Origin of the sequence: Streptomyces sp. SolWspMP-5a-2, assembly GCF_900091845.1 — a bacterium.
Lineage (GTDB): Bacteria > Actinomycetota > Actinomycetes > Streptomycetales > Streptomycetaceae > Streptomyces > Streptomyces doudnae.
In genome coordinates, this window is the sequence record NZ_FMCI01000055.1 from 1 (window position 1) to 17219 (window position 17219).

18 protein-coding genes are annotated in these 17219 nt (G+C 72.6%); 10 read left to right on the plus strand and 8 right to left on the minus strand.

Annotation, left to right across the window (positions count from 1 at the left end):
- The coding region (locus tag GA0115242_RS05275; RefSeq protein ID WP_176729748.1) for a PepSY domain-containing protein at nt 1-440 on the minus strand (440 nt) is incomplete at its 3' end.
- Between the two features lie 116 nt (nt 441-556).
- On the opposite strand from GA0115242_RS05275, the gene GA0115242_RS05280 reads away from it, so the two are divergent.
- Together GA0115242_RS05280 and GA0115242_RS05285 are read left to right on the plus strand one after the other, a co-directional pair.
- Nucleotides 557-1225, plus strand: coding sequence for a response regulator transcription factor (locus tag GA0115242_RS05280; RefSeq protein ID WP_093825001.1), 669 nt, complete (start codon nt 557-559; stop codon nt 1223-1225).
- Nucleotides 1222-2748 (plus strand): sensor histidine kinase, encoded by a 1527-nt coding sequence (locus tag GA0115242_RS05285; RefSeq protein WP_093825006.1) that lies wholly within the window; start codon nt 1222-1224, stop codon nt 2746-2748. Before GA0115242_RS05280 ends, GA0115242_RS05285 begins: the two co-directional genes overlap by 4 nt.
- A gap of 64 nt (nt 2749-2812) precedes the next feature.
- Here GA0115242_RS05285 and GA0115242_RS05290 read toward each other — a convergent pair whose 3' ends face one another.
- The 4 genes from GA0115242_RS05290 to GA0115242_RS05305 form a co-directional block, all read right to left on the minus strand.
- The gene (locus tag GA0115242_RS05290; protein WP_093825008.1) at nt 2813-3289 is read right to left on the minus strand and encodes a MarR family winged helix-turn-helix transcriptional regulator; all 477 of its coding nucleotides are present in this window, start codon (nt 3287-3289) and stop codon (nt 2813-2815) included.
- A gap of 92 nt (nt 3290-3381) precedes the next feature.
- On the minus strand, nt 3382-4182 hold the full coding sequence (locus GA0115242_RS05295; protein ID WP_093825010.1) for an AIM24 family protein: 801 nt from the start codon (nt 4180-4182) through the stop codon (nt 3382-3384).
- A complete protein-coding gene (locus GA0115242_RS05300) occupies nt 4179-4829 on the minus strand; it encodes an AIM24 family protein (protein WP_093825012.1) in 651 nt (216 codons plus the stop codon). The genes GA0115242_RS05295 and GA0115242_RS05300 overlap by 4 nt, the downstream gene beginning before the upstream one ends.
- A gap of 1 nt (nt 4830) precedes the next feature.
- On the minus strand, nt 4831-5463 hold the full coding sequence (locus GA0115242_RS05305; RefSeq protein ID WP_093825014.1) for an AIM24 family protein: 633 nt from the start codon (nt 5461-5463) through the stop codon (nt 4831-4833).
- A 144-nt stretch (nt 5464-5607) separates the two neighbouring features.
- Here GA0115242_RS05305 and GA0115242_RS05310 point away from each other — a divergent pair, with 144 nt between their 5' ends.
- The 4 genes from GA0115242_RS05310 (at nt 5608) to GA0115242_RS05325 (ending at nt 10173) form a co-directional block, all read left to right on the plus strand.
- Nucleotides 5608-5952: a DUF3817 domain-containing protein gene (locus GA0115242_RS05310; protein WP_093825016.1), complete on the plus strand. Its 345-nt coding sequence runs from the start codon at nt 5608-5610 to the stop codon at nt 5950-5952.
- On the plus strand, nt 5949-6245 hold the full coding sequence (locus GA0115242_RS05315; RefSeq protein ID WP_093825018.1) for an MTH1187 family thiamine-binding protein: 297 nt from the start codon (nt 5949-5951) through the stop codon (nt 6243-6245). The genes GA0115242_RS05310 and GA0115242_RS05315 overlap by 4 nt, the downstream gene beginning before the upstream one ends.
- Nucleotides 6246-6369: 124 nt before the next feature.
- Nucleotides 6370-8214, plus strand: coding sequence for a glycosyltransferase family 2 protein (locus GA0115242_RS05320; protein ID WP_093825020.1), 1845 nt, complete (start codon nt 6370-6372; stop codon nt 8212-8214).
- A gap of 3 nt (nt 8215-8217) precedes the next feature.
- On the plus strand, nt 8218-10173 hold the full coding sequence (locus GA0115242_RS05325) for a kelch motif-containing protein (protein WP_093825022.1): 1956 nt from the start codon (nt 8218-8220) through the stop codon (nt 10171-10173).
- Nucleotides 10174-10182: 9 nt separating this feature from the next.
- Here GA0115242_RS05325 and GA0115242_RS05330 read toward each other — a convergent pair whose 3' ends face one another.
- Together GA0115242_RS05330 and GA0115242_RS05335 are read right to left on the minus strand one after the other, a co-directional pair.
- The gene (locus GA0115242_RS05330) at nt 10183-11175 is read right to left on the minus strand and encodes a glycoside hydrolase family 6 protein (RefSeq protein WP_093825024.1); all 993 of its coding nucleotides are present in this window, start codon (nt 11173-11175) and stop codon (nt 10183-10185) included.
- A gap of 173 nt (nt 11176-11348) precedes the next feature.
- Complete coding sequence (locus tag GA0115242_RS05335) at nt 11349-12332, minus strand: ArsR/SmtB family transcription factor (protein ID WP_093825026.1); 984 nt, start codon at nt 12330-12332, stop codon at nt 11349-11351.
- A gap of 78 nt (nt 12333-12410) precedes the next feature.
- On the opposite strand from GA0115242_RS05335, the gene GA0115242_RS05340 reads away from it, so the two are divergent.
- The 4 genes from GA0115242_RS05340 (at nt 12411) to GA0115242_RS05355 (ending at nt 16364) form a co-directional block, all read left to right on the plus strand.
- Nucleotides 12411-13655, plus strand: coding sequence for an MFS transporter (locus GA0115242_RS05340; protein WP_093825027.1), 1245 nt, complete (start codon nt 12411-12413; stop codon nt 13653-13655).
- A gap of 22 nt (nt 13656-13677) precedes the next feature.
- A complete protein-coding gene (locus tag GA0115242_RS05345; RefSeq protein ID WP_093825029.1) occupies nt 13678-14187 on the plus strand; it encodes a MarR family winged helix-turn-helix transcriptional regulator in 510 nt (169 codons plus the stop codon).
- A 62-nt stretch (nt 14188-14249) separates the two neighbouring features.
- Complete coding sequence (locus tag GA0115242_RS05350) at nt 14250-14588, plus strand: DUF3817 domain-containing protein (RefSeq protein ID WP_093825032.1); 339 nt, start codon at nt 14250-14252, stop codon at nt 14586-14588.
- A 75-nt stretch (nt 14589-14663) separates the two neighbouring features.
- Complete coding sequence (locus tag GA0115242_RS05355) at nt 14664-16364, plus strand: acyl-CoA mutase large subunit family protein (RefSeq protein WP_093825035.1); 1701 nt, start codon at nt 14664-14666, stop codon at nt 16362-16364.
- Between the two features lie 19 nt (nt 16365-16383).
- Here GA0115242_RS05355 and GA0115242_RS05360 read toward each other — a convergent pair whose 3' ends face one another.
- Nucleotides 16384-17013 carry a TetR/AcrR family transcriptional regulator gene (locus GA0115242_RS05360; protein ID WP_093825037.1) on the minus strand — a complete coding sequence of 210 codons (630 nt, stop codon included), beginning with the start codon at nt 17011-17013 and terminating at the stop codon, nt 16384-16386.
- Nucleotides 17014-17219: the final 206 nt, after the last annotated feature.

The window sequence follows — 17219 nt, forward strand, 5'->3', positions numbered from 1 at the left end:
GGGGCCCGGTCGGCCGCCGCGCGGGCCGCGTCGGCCGCCGACACCGACGTCCCGGCCAGCGCGCGCCTGACCCGCGCGGTGCCGTCCTCGTCCTCCACCCGGTCGCGCAGCACCGCGCCGGTGCGGGCGTCCACGTCGACGCCGTGCCAGGTGCCGCCCGCGGTCAGCACGTCGATCTCCCAGACGGCGGCCCCGCGGTGGCTGTCGTCGTCGTCCCGTTCGGCGGAGACCGCGGTGCCCGGGGTGCGGGCCAGCGCCGCCCCGATCGCGTCGGCCGCCGTCACCTCCGCGCCGGCCGTCCGGCCCGCCGTGCCGTCGTCGCCCTTCGCCGCGGCCGGCGTCCGCCGCCCGTCGTCCCCCGACACCGCGAGTGCCGTGGCCGTGCCGCCCCCGATCAGGGCGACGGTCGTCACGGCCGCGATCACGATGTTGCGCTTCATGGCGTTTCCTCCCGAGTGGTGTCGTTCTCGACAGGCACCACCGTCGCCCACCCCGGCTGAGCCCAGCCTGAAACTTCCTGAAGGGATCTTCAGGACGGCTTTGCGACCCTGGAGGCATGCGCCTGTTGATCGTGGAGGACGAGAAGCGCCTCGCGCTGTCCCTGGCCAGGGGACTGACCGCCGAGGGGTACGCGGTGGACGTCGTCCACGACGGCCGCGAGGGCCTGCGCCGCGCCGCCGAGGGGGTCCACGACCTGGTGATCCTGGACATCATGCTGCCCGGCCTCAACGGCTACCGGGTCTGCGCCGCGCTGCGCGCCGGTGGCCACGAGGTGCCCGTCCTGATGCTGACCGCCAAGGACGGCGAGTACGACGAGGCCGAGGGCCTGGACACCGGCGCCGACGACTACCTCACCAAGCCGTTCTCGTACGTCGTGCTGGTCGCCAGGGTCAGGGCGCTGCTGCGCCGCCGCGAGCGGGGTCCCGGCGCCTCCCCGGTCCGCGTCCTCGGCGAGCTGCGGATCGACACCGCGGCCCGCCGGGTCTTCCTGCGGGACGCCGAAGTGGCCCTCACCGCCAAGGAGTTCGCCGTCCTCGACCACCTCGCGGGGCGGGCGGGCGAGGTGGTCTCCAAGGCCGAGATCCTGGAGCACGTCTGGGACTTCGCCTACGACGGCGACCCCAACATCGTCGAGGTGTACGTCAGCACCCTGCGCCGCAAGCTGCGCGCCGACCTCATCAGGACCGTGCGCGGCGCCGGGTACCGGCTGGAGAGCGGGCGGTGAGCCGGGTCCTCGGGTCGGTCCGGGCCAGGGCCACCCTCGGCGCCACCCTCGTGGTCGCGGTGGCGCTGCTCGCGGCCGGGGCGGCCGTGCTGCTCTCCCTGCGCGGCAACCTGCTCGACCAGGCCGACACCCAGGCCGAGCGCTCCGCCCGCGCGGTGGCCGCCGACCTCGCCGCGGGCACCGCCTACGACGCGCTCGACCTGGACGACGACGGGCCGCCCGTGCAGGTCGTCGACGAGGACGGCCGCCTGGTCGCCGCGAGCGACGGCCTGCAGGCCGTCTCCGGGACCGGCACCACCGCCGCGCGCCCCCGGCCGTCGCCCGCCGCGACGGCCACCCCGGACGACCACCGCGACGACGGCGGCGACGGAGACGACGACCGCGACGGGGACGGCGACGACGACGGCAACGGCCGCTCGGGCAGGGGCCGTTCGGGCGGCGATGACGACGACGGGTACGCCACCCTGCGGCCCGGCGAGATCGCGGACGAGGTCCGCTACGCCGACGGCTCCGCGACCGTCGACGGGGACCGCGCCGACTACCGCTTCGCCGCCGTCCAGGTCGAGGTCCCCGGCAAGGGCCGCCTCACCGTGCACGCGGGCGCCGGACTCGCCACCGAGCAGGGCGCCGTGCGCACCGCGCTGACCGTCATGCTGGTCGGCTTCCCGCTGCTGCTGTGCGTCGTCGGGGCCGTCACCTGGCTGGTCACCCGGCGGGCGCTGCGCCCGGTCGAGGGGATCAGGCGGGAGCTGGCCGCGATCACCGCCTCCGCGGACCTCGCCCGCCGGGTGCCGGTGCCGGACGCGCACGACGAGGTCGCCCGGCTGGCCCGCACCACCAACGAGACGCTGACCGCCCTGGAGACCTCGGTGGAGCGCCAGCGCCGGTTCGTCGCCGACGCCTCCCACGAACTGCGCAGCCCGATCGCCTCGCTGCGCACCCAGTTGGAGGTCGGCGAGGCGCACCCCGGCCTGCTGGACGTGCCGGGCGCGGTCGAGGACACCGTGCGGCTGCAGCGGCTGGCCGCGGATCTGCTGCTGCTGGCCCGGCTGGACGCGGGGGAGAAGCCCGCGCGGACCCTGGTGGACCTCGCGGAGCTGGCCCGCGAGCGCGCCGCGGGCCGGGCCGGGGTGACGGTGGGTGCCGACGACGCCGTCCCGGTCTCCGGTTCGCGGGGGCAACTGGCGCGGGTGCTGGACAACCTGCTGGACAACGCGGCCCGGCACGCCCGCGGGCGGATCTCGGTCGCGGTGCGGCGGGAGGGCGGCCGGGCGGTCCTCGCGGTCGCCGACGACGGCGACGGGGTGCCCGAGGCGGACCGGGAGCGGATCTTCGAGCGGTTCGTGCGGCGCGACGACGCCCGCAGCCGTGACGACGGCGGGGCCGGGCTCGGGCTCGCCATCGCGCGGGACATCGCGGTCCGCCACGGCGGCACCCTCACCGTCCGGCGCTCACCGGCCGGGGGCGCGCTGTTCGAACTGCGCCTGCCCCCGGGCGCGGTGGGGCCGCGCGCGGTGTCCTAGGGGCGCCGTCCGCCTGCTCGCGTCCGACCGCTCGCGTCGGGCCGCTCCGGTCCGGCGGCGGGTGTCAGGGGCGGCCGCGCTGGCCGCGCAGGTGCTGGGCGATCGGCTTGAGCGCCGTCTCCAGGTCGGCCAGGGCGTCGGGGGAGAGCAGGTCGATGAAGTGCTTGCGCACGGAGGCCACGTGGTGCGGCGAGACCTTCCGCATGGTCTCCAGGCCGTGCGCGGTCAGGACGGCGAACAGGCCCCGGCGGTCGGACTCGCAGTTCTCGCGCCGGACCAGGTCGGCGTTCTCCATCCGGGTGATCTGGTGCGAGAGCCGGCTCTTGGACTGGAGGGTGGCGGCAGCGAGGTCGCTCATCCGCATCCGCATCTCGTCCGACTCGGAGAGGTTCACGAGGATCTCGTAGTCGTTGATCGTCAGGCCGAACGGCTGGAGGTCCTTCTCCAGTTGGTACGTCAACAGCCTGTTGACCTCCAGGTGGGTGCGCCAGGCGCACTGCTCCGCATCGGTCAGCCAGTGCGTGGCCGTCTCAGTCTCCATGAGTGAAGTCTACCTAAGATGTTGAATGGTGAACTAGCCTGGGCGGTGTGACGGCGTGCACGCGTTCGACGTCACACTCCGCAGGCTACCGCTCACAGCCCGAAGCGGCGCTGGAGATCACCGAGCTGTCCGGGAAGGCGCTGTCCCCCGGGGCCCGGGGCCCCGCCGGTCTGCGGACCCTGGCCGCCGGGCACCCCGGCCTGCTGCGGAGGCGCCCCGATCGGCTGCTCCGCCATCAGCGCCTCGCTCGACTGGAGCAGCACCGTCCCGGCCCCGACGAACTCGAACTGGTGCTCCTCGCCCGAGGCCCCGCCGAAGCCCGTCATCGCACGTAGGCCGCCCAGGACGCCGGTCAGGTAGCCGTGGTCGTAGTGGTGGCACGGGGAGGGGCAGTCGGCCCAGCCGACCAGCGCCTGCGGGTCGACCCGGATCGGCGGTTCCATGAACACCACGGGGCCGTTCGAGGCGGCCACGAACTTGCCCGTCCCGATCAGGGTCAGGAACCCGGGCACGATCGACTGCTTGAGGGCGAGACTTGGCTGAAAAGCGAGGAGATTGCCCGAGCGAATGGTCAGGTTGCCCTCGTCGAGGTCGAAGGAGTTCACGTCGAAGGCCCGGTCGGCGAGGAGCATCTTGCCCGAGCCCTCCGCCACCACCCAGTCGCTCGCGTGCAGAGGCGAATGGAACGACCGCCGCACCAGGTGGTCCAGACGGCCGTGTCCGATGCCGTTGAAGTCGATCGCCCCGTAGTAGGCGATCATCTTCCCCTTCTGGAGGAACCACTGGCCGCCCTTCAGCTCCACGCAGAAGGTGTAGTCGTTCACGTTGTCGTCGACCGGCAGGGTCGACGGGTCGAAGACCGCCGGACCGCCGGCGCCCGCGTACCCGCTCACAGCTTCTCCTCCGACGCCTGGACGTACACCGCACCGCTCCCGCTCAGCTCCAGTTGGAACGCCTCGCCCGACCCCCGCCCCACCATCTCCCGCCAGCCGAGCGCGGCCGAGAGCTTGTTGCGGACGTCGCCGTGGTGGGCGACGTACGCCTGCGGGTCGACGTGCACCGGGCGCTGCGGGGTGATCGGGACCTCGAAGACCCCGCCGTGCGCCATCACGGCCACCGCGCCCCGGCCCTGCAGCGTGGTGGTGAACAGGCCCTGCCCGGTCACCTGGCCGCGCACCATGCCCATCACCCCGCCCTGCGAGCCCATGAACATGGTGCCCTGCTGGAGGGTGCCCTCGAAGGCGAGCAGCCGGTCCGCCTCCACGTAGAGGGTGTCGCCGGTCAGCTCGATGACCTGGACGTGGTGGCCGCCGTGCCCGAACAGCACCGTGCCGCTGCCCTCGACGGTCATCAGCGGGGTCGCCTCGTTCGCCACCCGGCGCCCGATCATCGACATGAAGCCGCCCTGCCCGCCCTGGATGTTCGGGGTGAACGACACCTCGCCCCGGTAGGCGAGCATCGCCCCGCGCTGGCTGTACAGCCGCTGTCCCGGCTGGAGCGTGGCCTCCACCATCTTGGAGTTGATCTCGCGGAAGCCCATCTCACACATCCCCCGCGATCGTGTCGCGCTCGCTCGGCTGGACGTACACCAGGCCGTCCCCCTCGAACCGGATCTGGAACGCCTCGCCGCCGCCCTCGCCGAGGAAGGTGCGGAACGTCACCCCGGACTGGAACGTCTGCCGCAGCCCGCCCTGGTGGGCGATGTAGGCGCCCGGGTCGACGGTCAGCGGGTACTGGGGGCTGACCCGCAGCACCACGGCGGGCCCGTCGGAGAGGATCGCCGCCTGCCCGTGGCCCTCGACCGTGGTGGTGAACAGGCCGTTGCCCTGGGAGGCGCCGCGCAGCCCGGTGAACGTGGTGCCGGTGCGCAGCCCGGCGTCGGTCACCAGCAGGTTGCTCGACTCGACGTACAGCTTGTCGCCCTGGAGGCCGACGAGGTTGATCTCGGCGGCGCGGTCCGCGAACCAGCAGGTGCCGTGTCCCTTCACCTCCATCACCGTCATCTGCTCGCCGGTGATCCGGCGGGTGACCATCCCCCGGATGCCCTCACCGCCGCCGGTCAGTTTCTTGAACGCCATCTGCCCGTCGTACGCGACCATCGAGCCGTTCTTCGCCTTCACGGCGTCCCCGGTCATGTCGACGGCGAGCACCTTGCTGCCTTGGAGTCGGAACATCGCCACCCTGCGAAGGTAACCCCCACCGCCGTCGCGTCCCCCGCGTTTGTCACAATGGCACGACGTTTGTGCCCGCGTTCACAAACGCGTCGGCGCCTCGTCCCGTCCGCCGGCGTCCTTCCCGCCGACCACCGAAGGTGACCCGTGGACATCAAGACCGCCTCCGCCCTCCGCCGCCTCCGCCTCGTCTCCGCGCCCGAGGCGGTCTCCTTCCTGCTGCTGCTGGTCTGCTCGGTGCTGAAGCGGACCACCGACTTCAACGCGGTCCCGGCCATGGGCATGATCCACGGCGTCCTGTTCATCCTGTACGTGATCTTCTGGGCGGACGCCTGGAACCGCGCCCGCTGGAGCCTGGGCACCGCCGCGCTCTACTTCGTCCTGTCGGTCCTGCCGACCGGCGGCTTCTTCGCCGAGCGCCGCCTCAAGCGCGCCGCCGAGGACGAGGTCATCGCCTCCCGGGCCCGCCGCGAAGGGGTGGTCGGCGCATGATCGTCGCCTTCTCCGTGACGCCGCTCGGCGTCGGCGAGGACGTCGGGGAGTACGTCGCCGACGCGGTCCGGGTGGTGCGCGCCTCCGGGCTGCCGCACCGCACCGACGCCATGTTCACCTCGATCGAGGGCGAGTGGGACGAGGTCATGGACGTCGTCAGGCGGGCGGTCGCCGCCGTCGAGGCGCGGGCCCCGCGGGTCTCCCTGGTCCTCAAGGCCGACCTGCGCCCAGGAGTGACGGACGGCCTCACCTCCAAGGTGGACACGGTGGAGCGCCACCTGGCCGCCGACTGACCGCACCCTCGTCAACCTCCGGCTGTCCACGGGCACTTGACGGACGTCCGCGCACCGCGCGCGGCCGTCCCGACGGTGCCCGTAGCCGATTCGGGGGACGCCCACCTGGCCGCTCCAAGTCGACATGTACCCATATCTCCATTTTGGTGAGGTTATCGGGATCACTGTTCGATCACTGGAGGGCCCCGTGCGGCAGCCTGACGAGGGCTACGAATACGACACCCACAGCCGACTGGCCGGACCGCTCACCGAGCCCCCGGCCGGGCCGTACCGGGTGCGGTACACCTCGCTCCTCTCGCGTGAGCCGCACCGAATACGCGCCGTCCTGCTGATGACCCTCGCCCCGGTCCTCACCGGCGCGCTGCTCGTCTACCTGGTCTGGCCCACCCACTGGGTGGAGCGCGAGGGCGGTGAGGAGTGGCTGGTCGGTCTCGACACCACGATGCTCATAGCCATCGGCCTCATCGAGCTGTTCATGGTGGTCAACGTGGCCTCCGTCGCCCACGCCACCCTGGTCGCCCGCGACCCCGTCCCGGTCGTCCCCGAACCCGGCACCCGCGTCGCCTTCCTGACCACGTACGTCCCCGGCAAGGAACCCCTCGCGATGGTCCGCGCGACCCTGGAGGGCGCGGTCCGCATCAGCCACCCCGGCCTCCTGGACGTCTGGCTCCTCGACGAGGGCGACGACGAGCAGGCCAAGGCGCTCTGCGCCGAACTGGGGGTGCGCCACTTCACCCGCGACGGCGTCCCCGAGTGGAACCGCCCCAAGGGCGTCCACAAGGCCCGCACCAAGCACGGCAACTACAACGCGTGGATCGCCATGCACGGCGACGCGTACGACTTCTTCGCCTCCGTCGACACCGACCACGTGCCCAGCCCGCACTTCCTCGAGCGGATGATGGGCTACTTCCGGGACCCGGACGTCGCCTTCGTCGTCGGACCGCAGGTCTACGGCAACTACGCCAACCCCGTCACCAAGGCCGCGGAGTCGCAGCAGTTCCTCTTCCACGCGCTGATCCAGCGGGCGGGCAACCGCTACCGCGCGCCGATGTTCGTCGGCACCAACAACGTGGTGCGGATCTCCGCCGTCCGGCAGATCGGCGGCCTCTACGACTCCATCACCGAGGACATGGCGACAGGGTTCGAGATCCACCGCCGCCGCAACCCCGCCACCGGCCGCCACTGGCGCTCCGTGTACACCCCCGACGTCCTCGCCGTCGGCGAGGGCCCGGCCTCCTGGACCGACTTCTTCACCCAGCAGCTCCGCTGGTCGCGCGGGACGTACGAGACGCTGTTCAAGCAGTACTGGAAGGCACCGTTCACGATGCCGCCCGGCAGGCTGTTCTCGTACACGATGATGCTCGTCTACTACCCCATGACGGCCGTCAACTGGCTTCTGGGCATCCTCAGTTGCGTGCTGTTCCTCTGGTTCGGCGCCTCCGGCACCCAGGTCACCGCCTCCGTCTGGCTGATGCTCTACAGCGACGCGGCGGCCCTCCAGATCGGCCTCTACCTCTGGAACCGCCGGCACAACGTCTCCCCGCACGAACCCGAGGGCTCCGGCGGGCTGGCCGGGATGGCGATGTCCGCGCTCTCCGCGCCCATCTACCTCAAGTCGCTCGGCGCGGCCGTGCTCCGCCGTCCCAGCCGGTTCGTGGTGACGCCCAAGGGCGGCGACAGCAGCGCCGACCGGGTCCTCACCTTCCGCGTCCACCTGTTCTGGGCGACCCTGCTCGCGGCCTCCCTCACCGCCTCCGTCGTCCTCGACCACACCCACGCGGCCATGCGGACCTGGGCCGTCCTCGCCATGGTGATCGCCCTGGCGCCCGTCGTGGTGTGGTGCTCCACGCTGCTCACCGAGCGCCGCGAACGGCGGCCGGTGCCCCGCGCCGCCCGGCCCAGGGAGAGCGCCGAACCCGCCCTCGCCGGCAGCGCCCCGGTCTCCGGCTCCCCGACAGGAGGCAACTAGGCCATGGCCACCCGACCGTCACGCTCCACCAAGAAGACCGTCCTCGGCATCGGCGGCATCGTCGTCCTGGCCGGACTCAACGCGCCCGCCGCCCTCGACTTCGCCGGGGAGAAGTACCACGCGTGGGAGATATCCCGCCCCGAGTACCAGGCGAAGTACGGCTCCTGGTCCCAGCTCGACATCCCGGAGAAGTACCGCACCAACGCGATCCACGCGGCGCTCCTGCACACCGGCAAGGTCCTCATCGTGGCCGGGTCGGGCAACGAGCAGAAGAAGTTCGACAAGGGCTCCTTCGACACCGTCCTGTGGGACCCGAAGGCCAACACCTTCAAGAAGATCCCCACCCCGGACGACTTCTTCTGCTCCGGGCACGCGGCCCTCCCCGACGGCCGCATGCTGGTGGCGGGCGGCACCGCCCGCTACGAACTGCTCGACGGCGAGGTCCGGCGGGCGGGCGGCGGCATGCGGGTCAAGAACGAGAACCCCGACAAGGCGGTGTTCCTGAAGAAGGGCACCCGCTTCCGCTCACCGGCGGGCGTCGAGTACGTCAGCAGGTTCGACGTCACCGTCCCCAAGGCGAAGCGCTCCTTCAAGGTCAGCTACGACGGCCGCGGCGCGATGGAGCCCTGGCGCACCCAGGTGACCGCCAGCGAGGTGCGGGTCTTCGTCGAGGCCGCCGAGAAGGGACCGCTGTCGGCCACCGACCGGCAGGCCCAGTACGACATCGAGGGCCTCAAGGGCGAGGACGCCGACAACACCTACGGCCTCAGCGAGAAGATCACCCTCGACAAGCAGGACTTCCAGGGCATCCGCGCCGCCTACGAGTTCGACCCGAAGGCCGAGCGGTACGTCCCGGTCGACCCGATGCGCAAGGCCCGCTGGTACCCGACCCTGGTCGGCCTCGACGACGGCCGGGTGCTGGCCGTCTCCGGCCTCGACGACGTCGGTGTGATCGACCCCGGCGACAACGAGATCTACGACCCGCGGACCAAGAAGTGGTCGCCGGGGCCCAAGCGGTACTTCCCGACCTACCCGGCGCTGTTCCTCACCAAGGGCGGCAAGCTGTTCTACCCGGCCTCCAACGCCGGTTACGGGCCCGCCGAACAGGGCCGCGAGCCGGGCCTGTGGGACCTGAAGACCAACACCTTCACCAAGGTGCCGGGGCTGCGCGACCCCGCCCAGACGGAGACGTCGGCCTCCCTGCTGCTGCCGCCCGCGCAGGACCAGAAGGTGATGATCCTCGGCGGCGGCGGGGTCGGCGAGTCGAAGAAGTCCACCCCGCGCACCGCCGTCGTCGACCTGAAGAAGGGCAGCCCCGCCTTCAAGGACGGCCCCGACCTGCCCCAGGGCACCCGCTACCTGAACAGCGTGATCATGCCGGACGACTCGGTGTTCACCACCAACGGCTCCTCCGACTACCGCGGGCGCAGCGCGAGCAACATCTTCAAGGCGCAGTTCTACGACCCCAAGGCCAACGCCTTCCGGGCGGCGGCCGACCCGATGGTGGGCCGCAACTACCACTCCGAGGCGCTGCTGCTGCCCGACGGACGGGTCGCCACGTTCGGCTCCGACCCGCTCTTCGACGACCAGCAGAACACCAAGCTCGGCCACTTCGAGCAGCGCATGGAGGTGTTCACCCCGCCCGCCCTGCACAAGAACGGCGCCTCCCGGCCCGTCCTCGCCGACGGGCCCGAGGAGCTGGACAAGGACCGCCGGGCGACCTTCCGCACCGACCACCCCGAGCGGGTCGTCAAGGCCCGGCTGATGCGGCCGAGCGCGGTCACCCACACCACGGACGTCGAGCAGCGCTCCATCGCGCTGGGCCTCACCAAGGACGCCCGCTCGGTGACCGTCGAGGTGCCCGAGGACCGTGCCCTGGTGCCGCCCGGCTGGTACATGCTGTTCGTGTCGGACGGCCAGGGCACCCCGTCCGAGGCGAAGTGGATCCAGGTGAAGTGAACCCCGGTGTCACGCCTTGGAGTTGCGGGCCAGCTCCAGGGCGTACTCCGGCCACCACTGCCCGGCGTCCGGACCGCCCTCGCAGGTGCCGTCCGACTCGCCGGGCCGCTTGATCCACAGGTAGGCGTCCAGGCCGGCGGTGCCGGTGTCGGTGGTCGGGCGGGTGCCGAGGGCCCGGCCGGGCGGGTTGCACCAGGCGCCCTCCGCCGGCCCGTTGCCGTTGCGGCTGGTGTCCACCACGAAGTGCTTGCCGCCCAGGGCGCGGGAGAGTTCGAGCCCGTAGGCGGTGGTCCTCGCGTCCGTCTGGAAGTTGGAGACGTTCAGCGAGAACCCGTCGGCCCGCTCGACGCCCGCGCGCCTGAGCGGCTCGACCAGCTTGCCGGGCTCCTTGATCCACGACGGGTTGCCCGCGTCCAGGTAGACCTTGGTGTGCGGCTGCTGCTTCAGGCGCGTGATCGCCTCGCCCAGCAACTGCTCCCGCTCCTGGTGGTACTCGCCCGGCGTGCAGCCGTCCGCGATGTGCGCGATGGCGTCCGGCTCCAGGACCACCAGGGCCTTGCCGTCGCCGAGCGCCTGCGCGAACTTCCCGATCCACGCCCGGTAGGCGTCCGCGTCGGCGGCGCCGCCCGCCGAGTGCTGGCCGCAGTCGCGGTGCGGGATGTCGTACGCCACGAACAGCGCCGTGCGGCCCTCGTGCCCGGCGGAGGCGGTCGCCGTGCGCACCAGCGGGCCGGGGTCGATCTCGCCGGCCGGCCACATCGCGACCGGCTGCCGCGCGATCCGGCCGAGGAGGTCGGCGTCCTGGTGGCGGCCCTGCTGCTGCCAGATCCTGATCTGCTCGGCCGCGGAGGACGCCGGGTCGACCCAGAAGTCCGAGGCGGCCGCGGGACGTGCCTTCGGGGAGGCGGCGACGGACGCCGCGTCGCCGCCGGGTGCGGACGAGCAGCCCGCGGTGAGGCCGAGGGCCGTGAGGGTGGCGAGGGTGTGGATCAGCCGGGACATGCCGCTCCCTTGCGCGAGGGGTGACGACGACGGTGACGGGCCGAGGGACGGGGCCGCCGGGGAGGCCGCCGGGCCGGTGCCGGAGGGCCGTCAGGGAGCCGTCGAGAGAGATGTTTCCGGCAATCGTTGCACAACGTAATCAGTCGGTACGGAACCGACATGAACCCCGTGGGTCACTCGTCCCCCGAGGCCAGCGCGACGCCCAGCGGGGTCCGCTCGTAGAGGACCTGGTGCCCGTAGCGCCGGGCGGTGAGCAGCCCGGCGTCCCGCAGCAGCGTCAGATGCGCCGAGACCGACGACGGCGCCAGCCCCAGCCTGCGGGCCAGCGCCGCCGTTCCCGCAGGCTCGTCCAGGGCGGCCAGCACCGCCGCCCGGCCCCGGCCCAGCAGCCGCACCAGCACGTCGGGCGCCCGCCCGGCCGTCGGGGCCCACAGACCGCCGATGCCCCGGGCCGGGTAGACGACGGTCGGCTGCCAGGGCGGCTCGAAGGTGCTGATGACGTCCGGCCAGACGAACACGCTCGGCATCAGGACCAGCCCCTGCCCGGCCAGGTGCCGGTCGTGCTCCAGGCGCATGTCCACCGTGAGCGTGCCCTCCCGCCAGCCGAACCGCCGGTTCATCTCCGGCAGCAGCCCGCCCAGGCCCACCTCCGCCAGCCGCCGCGAGTGGAAGGCCACGTCCGCCTCCAGGAGCGTCCGCAGCCGGGGCCAGTCCGGGGCGATCAGCGCCCGGTGGGCGCTGATCATCAGGCCGGTCAGCTCCTCGATCATCCCGGCCGGGTCCCGCAGCCACCGCCGCCCCCGCGCCGACTCCGCCGCCCCCGGCGTGCAGGCGAGCGACTTCGCCGTGTCCTCGCGGGCCTGCGCCGGATCGCACGCGCGGACCGCCGCGATCTCCTCCTCGAAGGTCACCGCGGGACCCAGCGGCGGCGGGGACAGCCAGTCCGGGCTGTGCCCCCGCTGCGGCATCAGCAGCCACAGCCCGGTCAGGTCGAGCCCGGCCGCCACCCTCGCCGACCGGCGCAGCCAGTGCGCGTGGTAGCCCTGCCGCTCGGGGCGCTTGAGCATGCGCACCGCCTCCTGCGTCTCCCAGAGCGGGGAGAGCGCGAACCGGCAGCGCAGGAAGTCGTCGCCGCCGAAGTGCAGCCGTGCGGGCACCGCGCACCCCCCGTCCCCGAAGATTCGTCCCTGGCCGAATCTCTAGGATGCCGTACCGCCGCCGCACAGGCTCGTGCCATGTCAGTGATCCCCACCCAGAGCACCCGGGCGAGCGGCTACGGCCGGGTCTTCGCCGTCCCCGAGTTCCGCGCCGTCTTCGCCGCCCACGCGCTCTCCCTGCTGGGCGTCGTCATCAGCGAGATCGCCCTGTCCGTCCTGGTCTACGACCTCACCGGCTCACCCCTGCTGAGCGCGCTCACCTTCGCCCTCGGCTTCCTGCCCTACCTCGTCGGCGGCACCCTGCTGGCCGGGGTCGCCGACCGGTTCCCGGCCCGCCGGGTGCTGGTGGTGTGCGACCTGGTCTGCGCCGCGTGCGTCGCCCTGATGACGGTCTCCGGCACCCACGTCGCCGTGCTGCTCGCCCTGCGCTGCGGGGTCGCCGTCGTCTCGCCGGTCTTCCAGGGGACCCGGATGGCCACCCTCACCGACATCCTCGGCGACGGCGACCTCTTCGTCCTGGGGCGCTCACTGATCCGGATCGTCTCGCAGAGCGCGCTGCTCGTCGGCTACGGACTCGGCGGACTGCTGCTCGTGGCGGTCGCCCCGCGGCACGCCCTGCTCATCACCGTCGCCACCTTCTGCGCCTCGGCGCTGCTGCTGCGCTGCGGCACCCGGCGCAGGCCCGCCCGCGCCGCGACCGGCGGCCCGCTGGTCCGCGACGGACTGCGCGGCACCCGGCAGGTCCTCGCCGACCGGCGGGTGCGCTGCCTGCTCCTCCTCTTCTGGGCCCCGGCGATGTTCGCCGTCACCCCGGAGGCGCTCGCCGCGCCCTACGCCGACGACCTGGGCGTCGGCTCCGCCGGTCTCGGCCTGCTGATGTGCGCGCTGCCGGTCGGCACCATCGCGGGCGAGCTGTTCGCGGGCGCCCGGCTGCGCCCCGCCGCCCGCGAACGCGCCGCCCTCCCGCTGGTCTGCGCGACCCTGCTGCCCTACCTGGGCTTCGCGCTCCGCCCCGGACTCGTGGTCTCGCTGCTCCTGCTGATGCTCGCGGGCGCCGGATCGGCCTACACCCTGGGCCTCGACCAGTGGTTCGTGCGCGAGGTCCCCGACGAGCTGCGCGGCCGGGCCATGACGGTGCTCACCGCGGGCCTGATGACCATCCAGGGCGCGGGCATGGCGCTGGCCGGGGCGGCCGCCGAGTTCGCCGGGGTGACGGCGACCGTGGCCGGCGCCGGGCTGCTCGGCACCGTCTGCTGCCTGCTCCTGGCCCGGGAGGCGGTCCGCACCCGACCGAAGGGCGAGACGGGGCTGACCGGCATGTGACCGCCGGGTAGGGTGTGATGCCGTGCCGAAACCGCTCAGTCTCCCCTTCGACCCCATCGCCCGCGCCGACGAGCTGTGGAAACAGCGGTGGGGAAGCGTGCCCTCCATGGCCGCCATCACCTCGATCATGCGCGCGCAGCAGATCCTGCTCGCCGAGGTGGACGCGGTGGTGAAACCGTACGGGCTGACGTTCGCCCGGTACGAGGCGCTGGTGCTGCTCACCTTCTCCAAGGCGGGCGAACTCCCGATGTCGAAGATCGGCGAGCGGCTGATGGTGCACCCCACCTCGGTCACGAACACCGTCGACCGCCTGGTCAGGTCGGGCCTGGTCGCCAAGCGCCCGAACCCCAACGACGGCCGCGGCACCCTGGCCACCGTCACCGACAAGGGCCGCGAGGTGGTCGACGCGGCGACCGCGGACCTGATGGCGATGGACTTCGGCCTGAGCGCCTACGACGCCGAGGAGTGCGCGGAACTCTTCGCGATCCTGCGGCCCCTGCGGGTGGCGGCCAGCGATTTCCGCGAGGAGTGAGGGGGCGCGGGGGAGGCGACCCGGGGCAAGATCCCCCCGAACGGGTCGTTACGCTCGACGGCATGAAGAAGAGCGTGCTGACCCGCTACCGCGTCATGGCCTACGTCACCGGTGTGCTGCTGATCGCCCTCACCCTGGGCGTGATCGCCAAGTACCTCCTGGAGCTGGACGGCGCCGACGGCTTCACCCGCGTCGTGGGCATCGCGCACGGCTGGCTCTACGTCCTCTACCTGGTCTTCGCCTTCGACCTGGGCTCCAAGGCGAAGTGGCCGGTCGGCAAGCAGGTCTGGGTCCTCCTCGCCGGGACGGTCCCCACGGCCGCGTTCTTCGTCGAGCGGAGGATCAGCCGCGAGCTGGACGCGAAGGTCGCCGAGCAGCCCCAGGCCGTCGCCGGGGCCTGACCCCCACCGCCGTACGGCACACGTACGGCGGTCAGCCATCGACATTTACTAGGACGTCCTAGTAAATTCGGAGGCATGGACGCTGACGCCATCGAGGAGGGCCGCCGACGGTGGCAGGCCCGGTACGACGCCGCGCGCACGCGCGAGGCCGACTTCACCACGCTCTCCGGAGACTCCGTGGAGCCCGTCTACGGGCCCCGGCCCGGAGACGCCTACGCCGGGTTCGAGCGGATCGGGTGGCCGGGGGAGTACCCCTACACCCGCGGCCTGCACGCCACCGGGTACCGCGGGCGGACCTGGACGATCCGGCAGTTCGCCGGGTTCGGCAACGCCGAGCAGACCAACGAGCGCTACAAGATGATCCTCGCCAACGGCGGCGGAGGTCTCTCCGTCGCCTTCGACATGCCGACCCTCATGGGCCGCGACTCCGACGACGGGCGCGCGCTCGGCGAGGTCGGGCACTGCGGCGTCGCCATCGACTCCGCCGCCGACATGGAGGTGCTGTTCCGGGACATCCCGCTCGGGGACGTCACCACCTCCATGACGATCAGCGGCCCCGCGGTGCCGGTCTTCTGCATGTACCTCGTCGCCGCCGAACGCCAGGGCGTCGACCCCGCCGTCCTCAACGGCACCCTCCAGACCGACATCTTCAAGGAGTACATCGCCCAGAAGGAGTGGCTCTTCCAGCCCGAGCCGCACCTGCGCCTCATCGGCGACCTCATGGAGTACTGCGCCGGCGGCATCCCCGCCTACAAGCCGCTCTCCGTCTCCGGGTACCACATCCGCGAGGCCGGGGCGACGGCCGCGCAGGAGCTGGCCTACACCCTCGCCGACGGCTTCGGCTACGTCGAGCTGGGCCTCAGCCGCGGCCTCGACGTCGACGTCTTCGCCTCCGGACTCTCCTTCTTCTTCGACGCCCACGTCGACTTCTTCGAGGAGATCGCCAAGTTCCGCGCCGCCCGCCGGATCTGGGCCCGCTGGATGCGGGACGTCTACGGCGCCACCACCGACAAGGCCCTGTGGCTGCGCTTCCACACCCAGACCGCGGGCGTCTCGCTCACCGCGCAGCAGCCCTACAACAACGTCGTCAGGACCGCCGTCGAGGCGCTCGCCGCGGTGCTCGGCGGCACCAACTCGCTGCACACCAACGCCCTCGACGAGACCCTCGCCCTGCCCAGCGAACAGGCCGCCGAGATCGCGCTGCGCACCCAGCAGGTCCTGATGGAGGAGACCGGCGTCGCCAACGTCGCCGACCCGCTCGGCGGCTCCTGGTACGTCGAGCAGCTCACCGACCGGATCGAGGCCGACGCCGAGAAGATCTTCGAGCAGATCAAGGAGCGCGGACTGCGCGCCCACCCGGACGGACAGCACCCCATCGGCCCGGTCACCTCCGGCATCCTGCGCGGCATCGAGGACGGCTGGTTCACCGGCGAGATCGCCGAGTCGGCCTTCCGCTACCAGCGGTCCCTGGAGAAGGGCGACAAGCGGGTCGTCGGGGTCAACGCGCACACCGGGTCCGTCACCGGCGACCTGGAGATCCTGCGGGTCAGCCACGAGGTGGAGCGCGACCAGGTGCGCGCCCTCGCCGACCGGCGGGCCGCCCGCGACGAACCCGCGGTGCGCGCCGCCCTGGACGCCATGCTGGCCGCGGCCCGCTCCGGCGCCAACATGATCGCCCCGATGCTGGACGCCGTCCGCGCGGAGGCCACCCTCGGCGAGATCTGCGGGGTCCTGCGGGACGAGTGGGGGGTGTACACCGAGCCCGCCGGGTTCTGACCGGCCCGGCGGCGCGCGCTCAGGCCGGGCCCACCGCGCCCGCCAGGCCCAGCAGCAGCACCCGGGTGAACCCGCGGACCCACTCCTCGTCCGCGGGTTCCGCGCTGACCAGGGTGCGGTGCACCACCGCGCCCGCCACCACGTCGAAGATGAGGTCGACCGTGCGGGCCGTCGCCTCGGGGTCGGTCTCGGCGGGGAGTTCACCGCGCGCCTGGGCGCGCGAGCGGCCTTCGAGGACCAGCCGCTTCTGGCGGTCCACGATCGACGCGCGGATGCGGTCGCGCAGCGCCTCGTCCCGGGTGGACTCCGCGACCACCGCCATCAGCCCGCTCCTGGCCTCCGGGCGGGCCAGGATGGCCGCGAACTGCAGCACCACGCCCTCCACGTCGGCGGCGAGCGAGCCGCGGTCGGGCAGCCGCAGCGCGTCGAAGAGTTCCGCGACGGCGTCCACGACCAGTTCGTTCTTGCCCGCCCAGCGCCGGTAGAGGGTCGTCTTGGCGACCCCGGCCCGGCAGGCGACGTCCACCAGGGTCAGCTTGGACCAGCCCAGTTCGACCAGCGCCTCCCGGGTGGCGGCCAGGATCGCGGCGTCGGCGGCGGCGCTGCGCGGACGTCCCGTGGCCCGCCGGGCGGGGATGCGGCTCTGCATCCCCCGACGATATCGGCCGGGGCCCGCCGCGCCGAGGGGTGGAACCCGGGCGCGTGGCGGGCCGTTGGAGGGATGCGGCGGTTTCGTGTGGCCGTGAGGGAGATCACCGGGGGGAGCTGTTCCGGAGGCCCTCCCTGCCCTTACGCTACGAGTCGTAGCGAAACCACTGGGCGCGGGGTGGGGACCCCGGGCCGTCCAAGGGTGGC

Excerpts from the sequence above, each read along its gene's own strand:
- GA0115242_RS05280 (WP_093825001.1), top strand. The coding sequence starts at position 557 with ATGCGCCTGTTGATCGTGGAGGACGAGAAGCGCCTCGCGCTGTCCCTG.
- GA0115242_RS05290 (WP_093825008.1), bottom strand. The coding sequence starts at position 3,289 with ATGGAGACTGAGACGGCCACGCACTGGCTGACCGATGCGGAGCAGTGC.
- GA0115242_RS05300 (WP_093825012.1), bottom strand. The coding sequence starts at position 4,829 with ATGGGCTTCCGCGAGATCAACTCCAAGATGGTGGAGGCCACGCTCCAG.
- GA0115242_RS05305 (WP_093825014.1), bottom strand. The coding sequence starts at position 5,463 with ATGTTCCGACTCCAAGGCAGCAAGGTGCTCGCCGTCGACATGACCGGG.
- GA0115242_RS05315 (WP_093825018.1), top strand. The coding sequence starts at position 5,949 with ATGATCGTCGCCTTCTCCGTGACGCCGCTCGGCGTCGGCGAGGACGTC.
- GA0115242_RS05320 (WP_093825020.1), top strand. The coding sequence starts at position 6,370 with ATGTACCCATATCTCCATTTTGGTGAGGTTATCGGGATCACTGTTCGA.
- GA0115242_RS05325 (WP_093825022.1), top strand. The coding sequence starts at position 8,218 with ATGGCCACCCGACCGTCACGCTCCACCAAGAAGACCGTCCTCGGCATC.
- GA0115242_RS05330 (WP_093825024.1), bottom strand. The coding sequence starts at position 11,175 with ATGTCCCGGCTGATCCACACCCTCGCCACCCTCACGGCCCTCGGCCTC.
- GA0115242_RS05340 (WP_093825027.1), top strand. The coding sequence starts at position 12,411 with ATGTCAGTGATCCCCACCCAGAGCACCCGGGCGAGCGGCTACGGCCGG.
- GA0115242_RS05350 (WP_093825032.1), top strand. The coding sequence starts at position 14,250 with ATGAAGAAGAGCGTGCTGACCCGCTACCGCGTCATGGCCTACGTCACC.
- GA0115242_RS05355 (WP_093825035.1), top strand. The coding sequence starts at position 14,664 with ATGGACGCTGACGCCATCGAGGAGGGCCGCCGACGGTGGCAGGCCCGG.
- GA0115242_RS05360 (WP_093825037.1), bottom strand. The coding sequence starts at position 17,013 with ATGCAGAGCCGCATCCCCGCCCGGCGGGCCACGGGACGTCCGCGCAGC.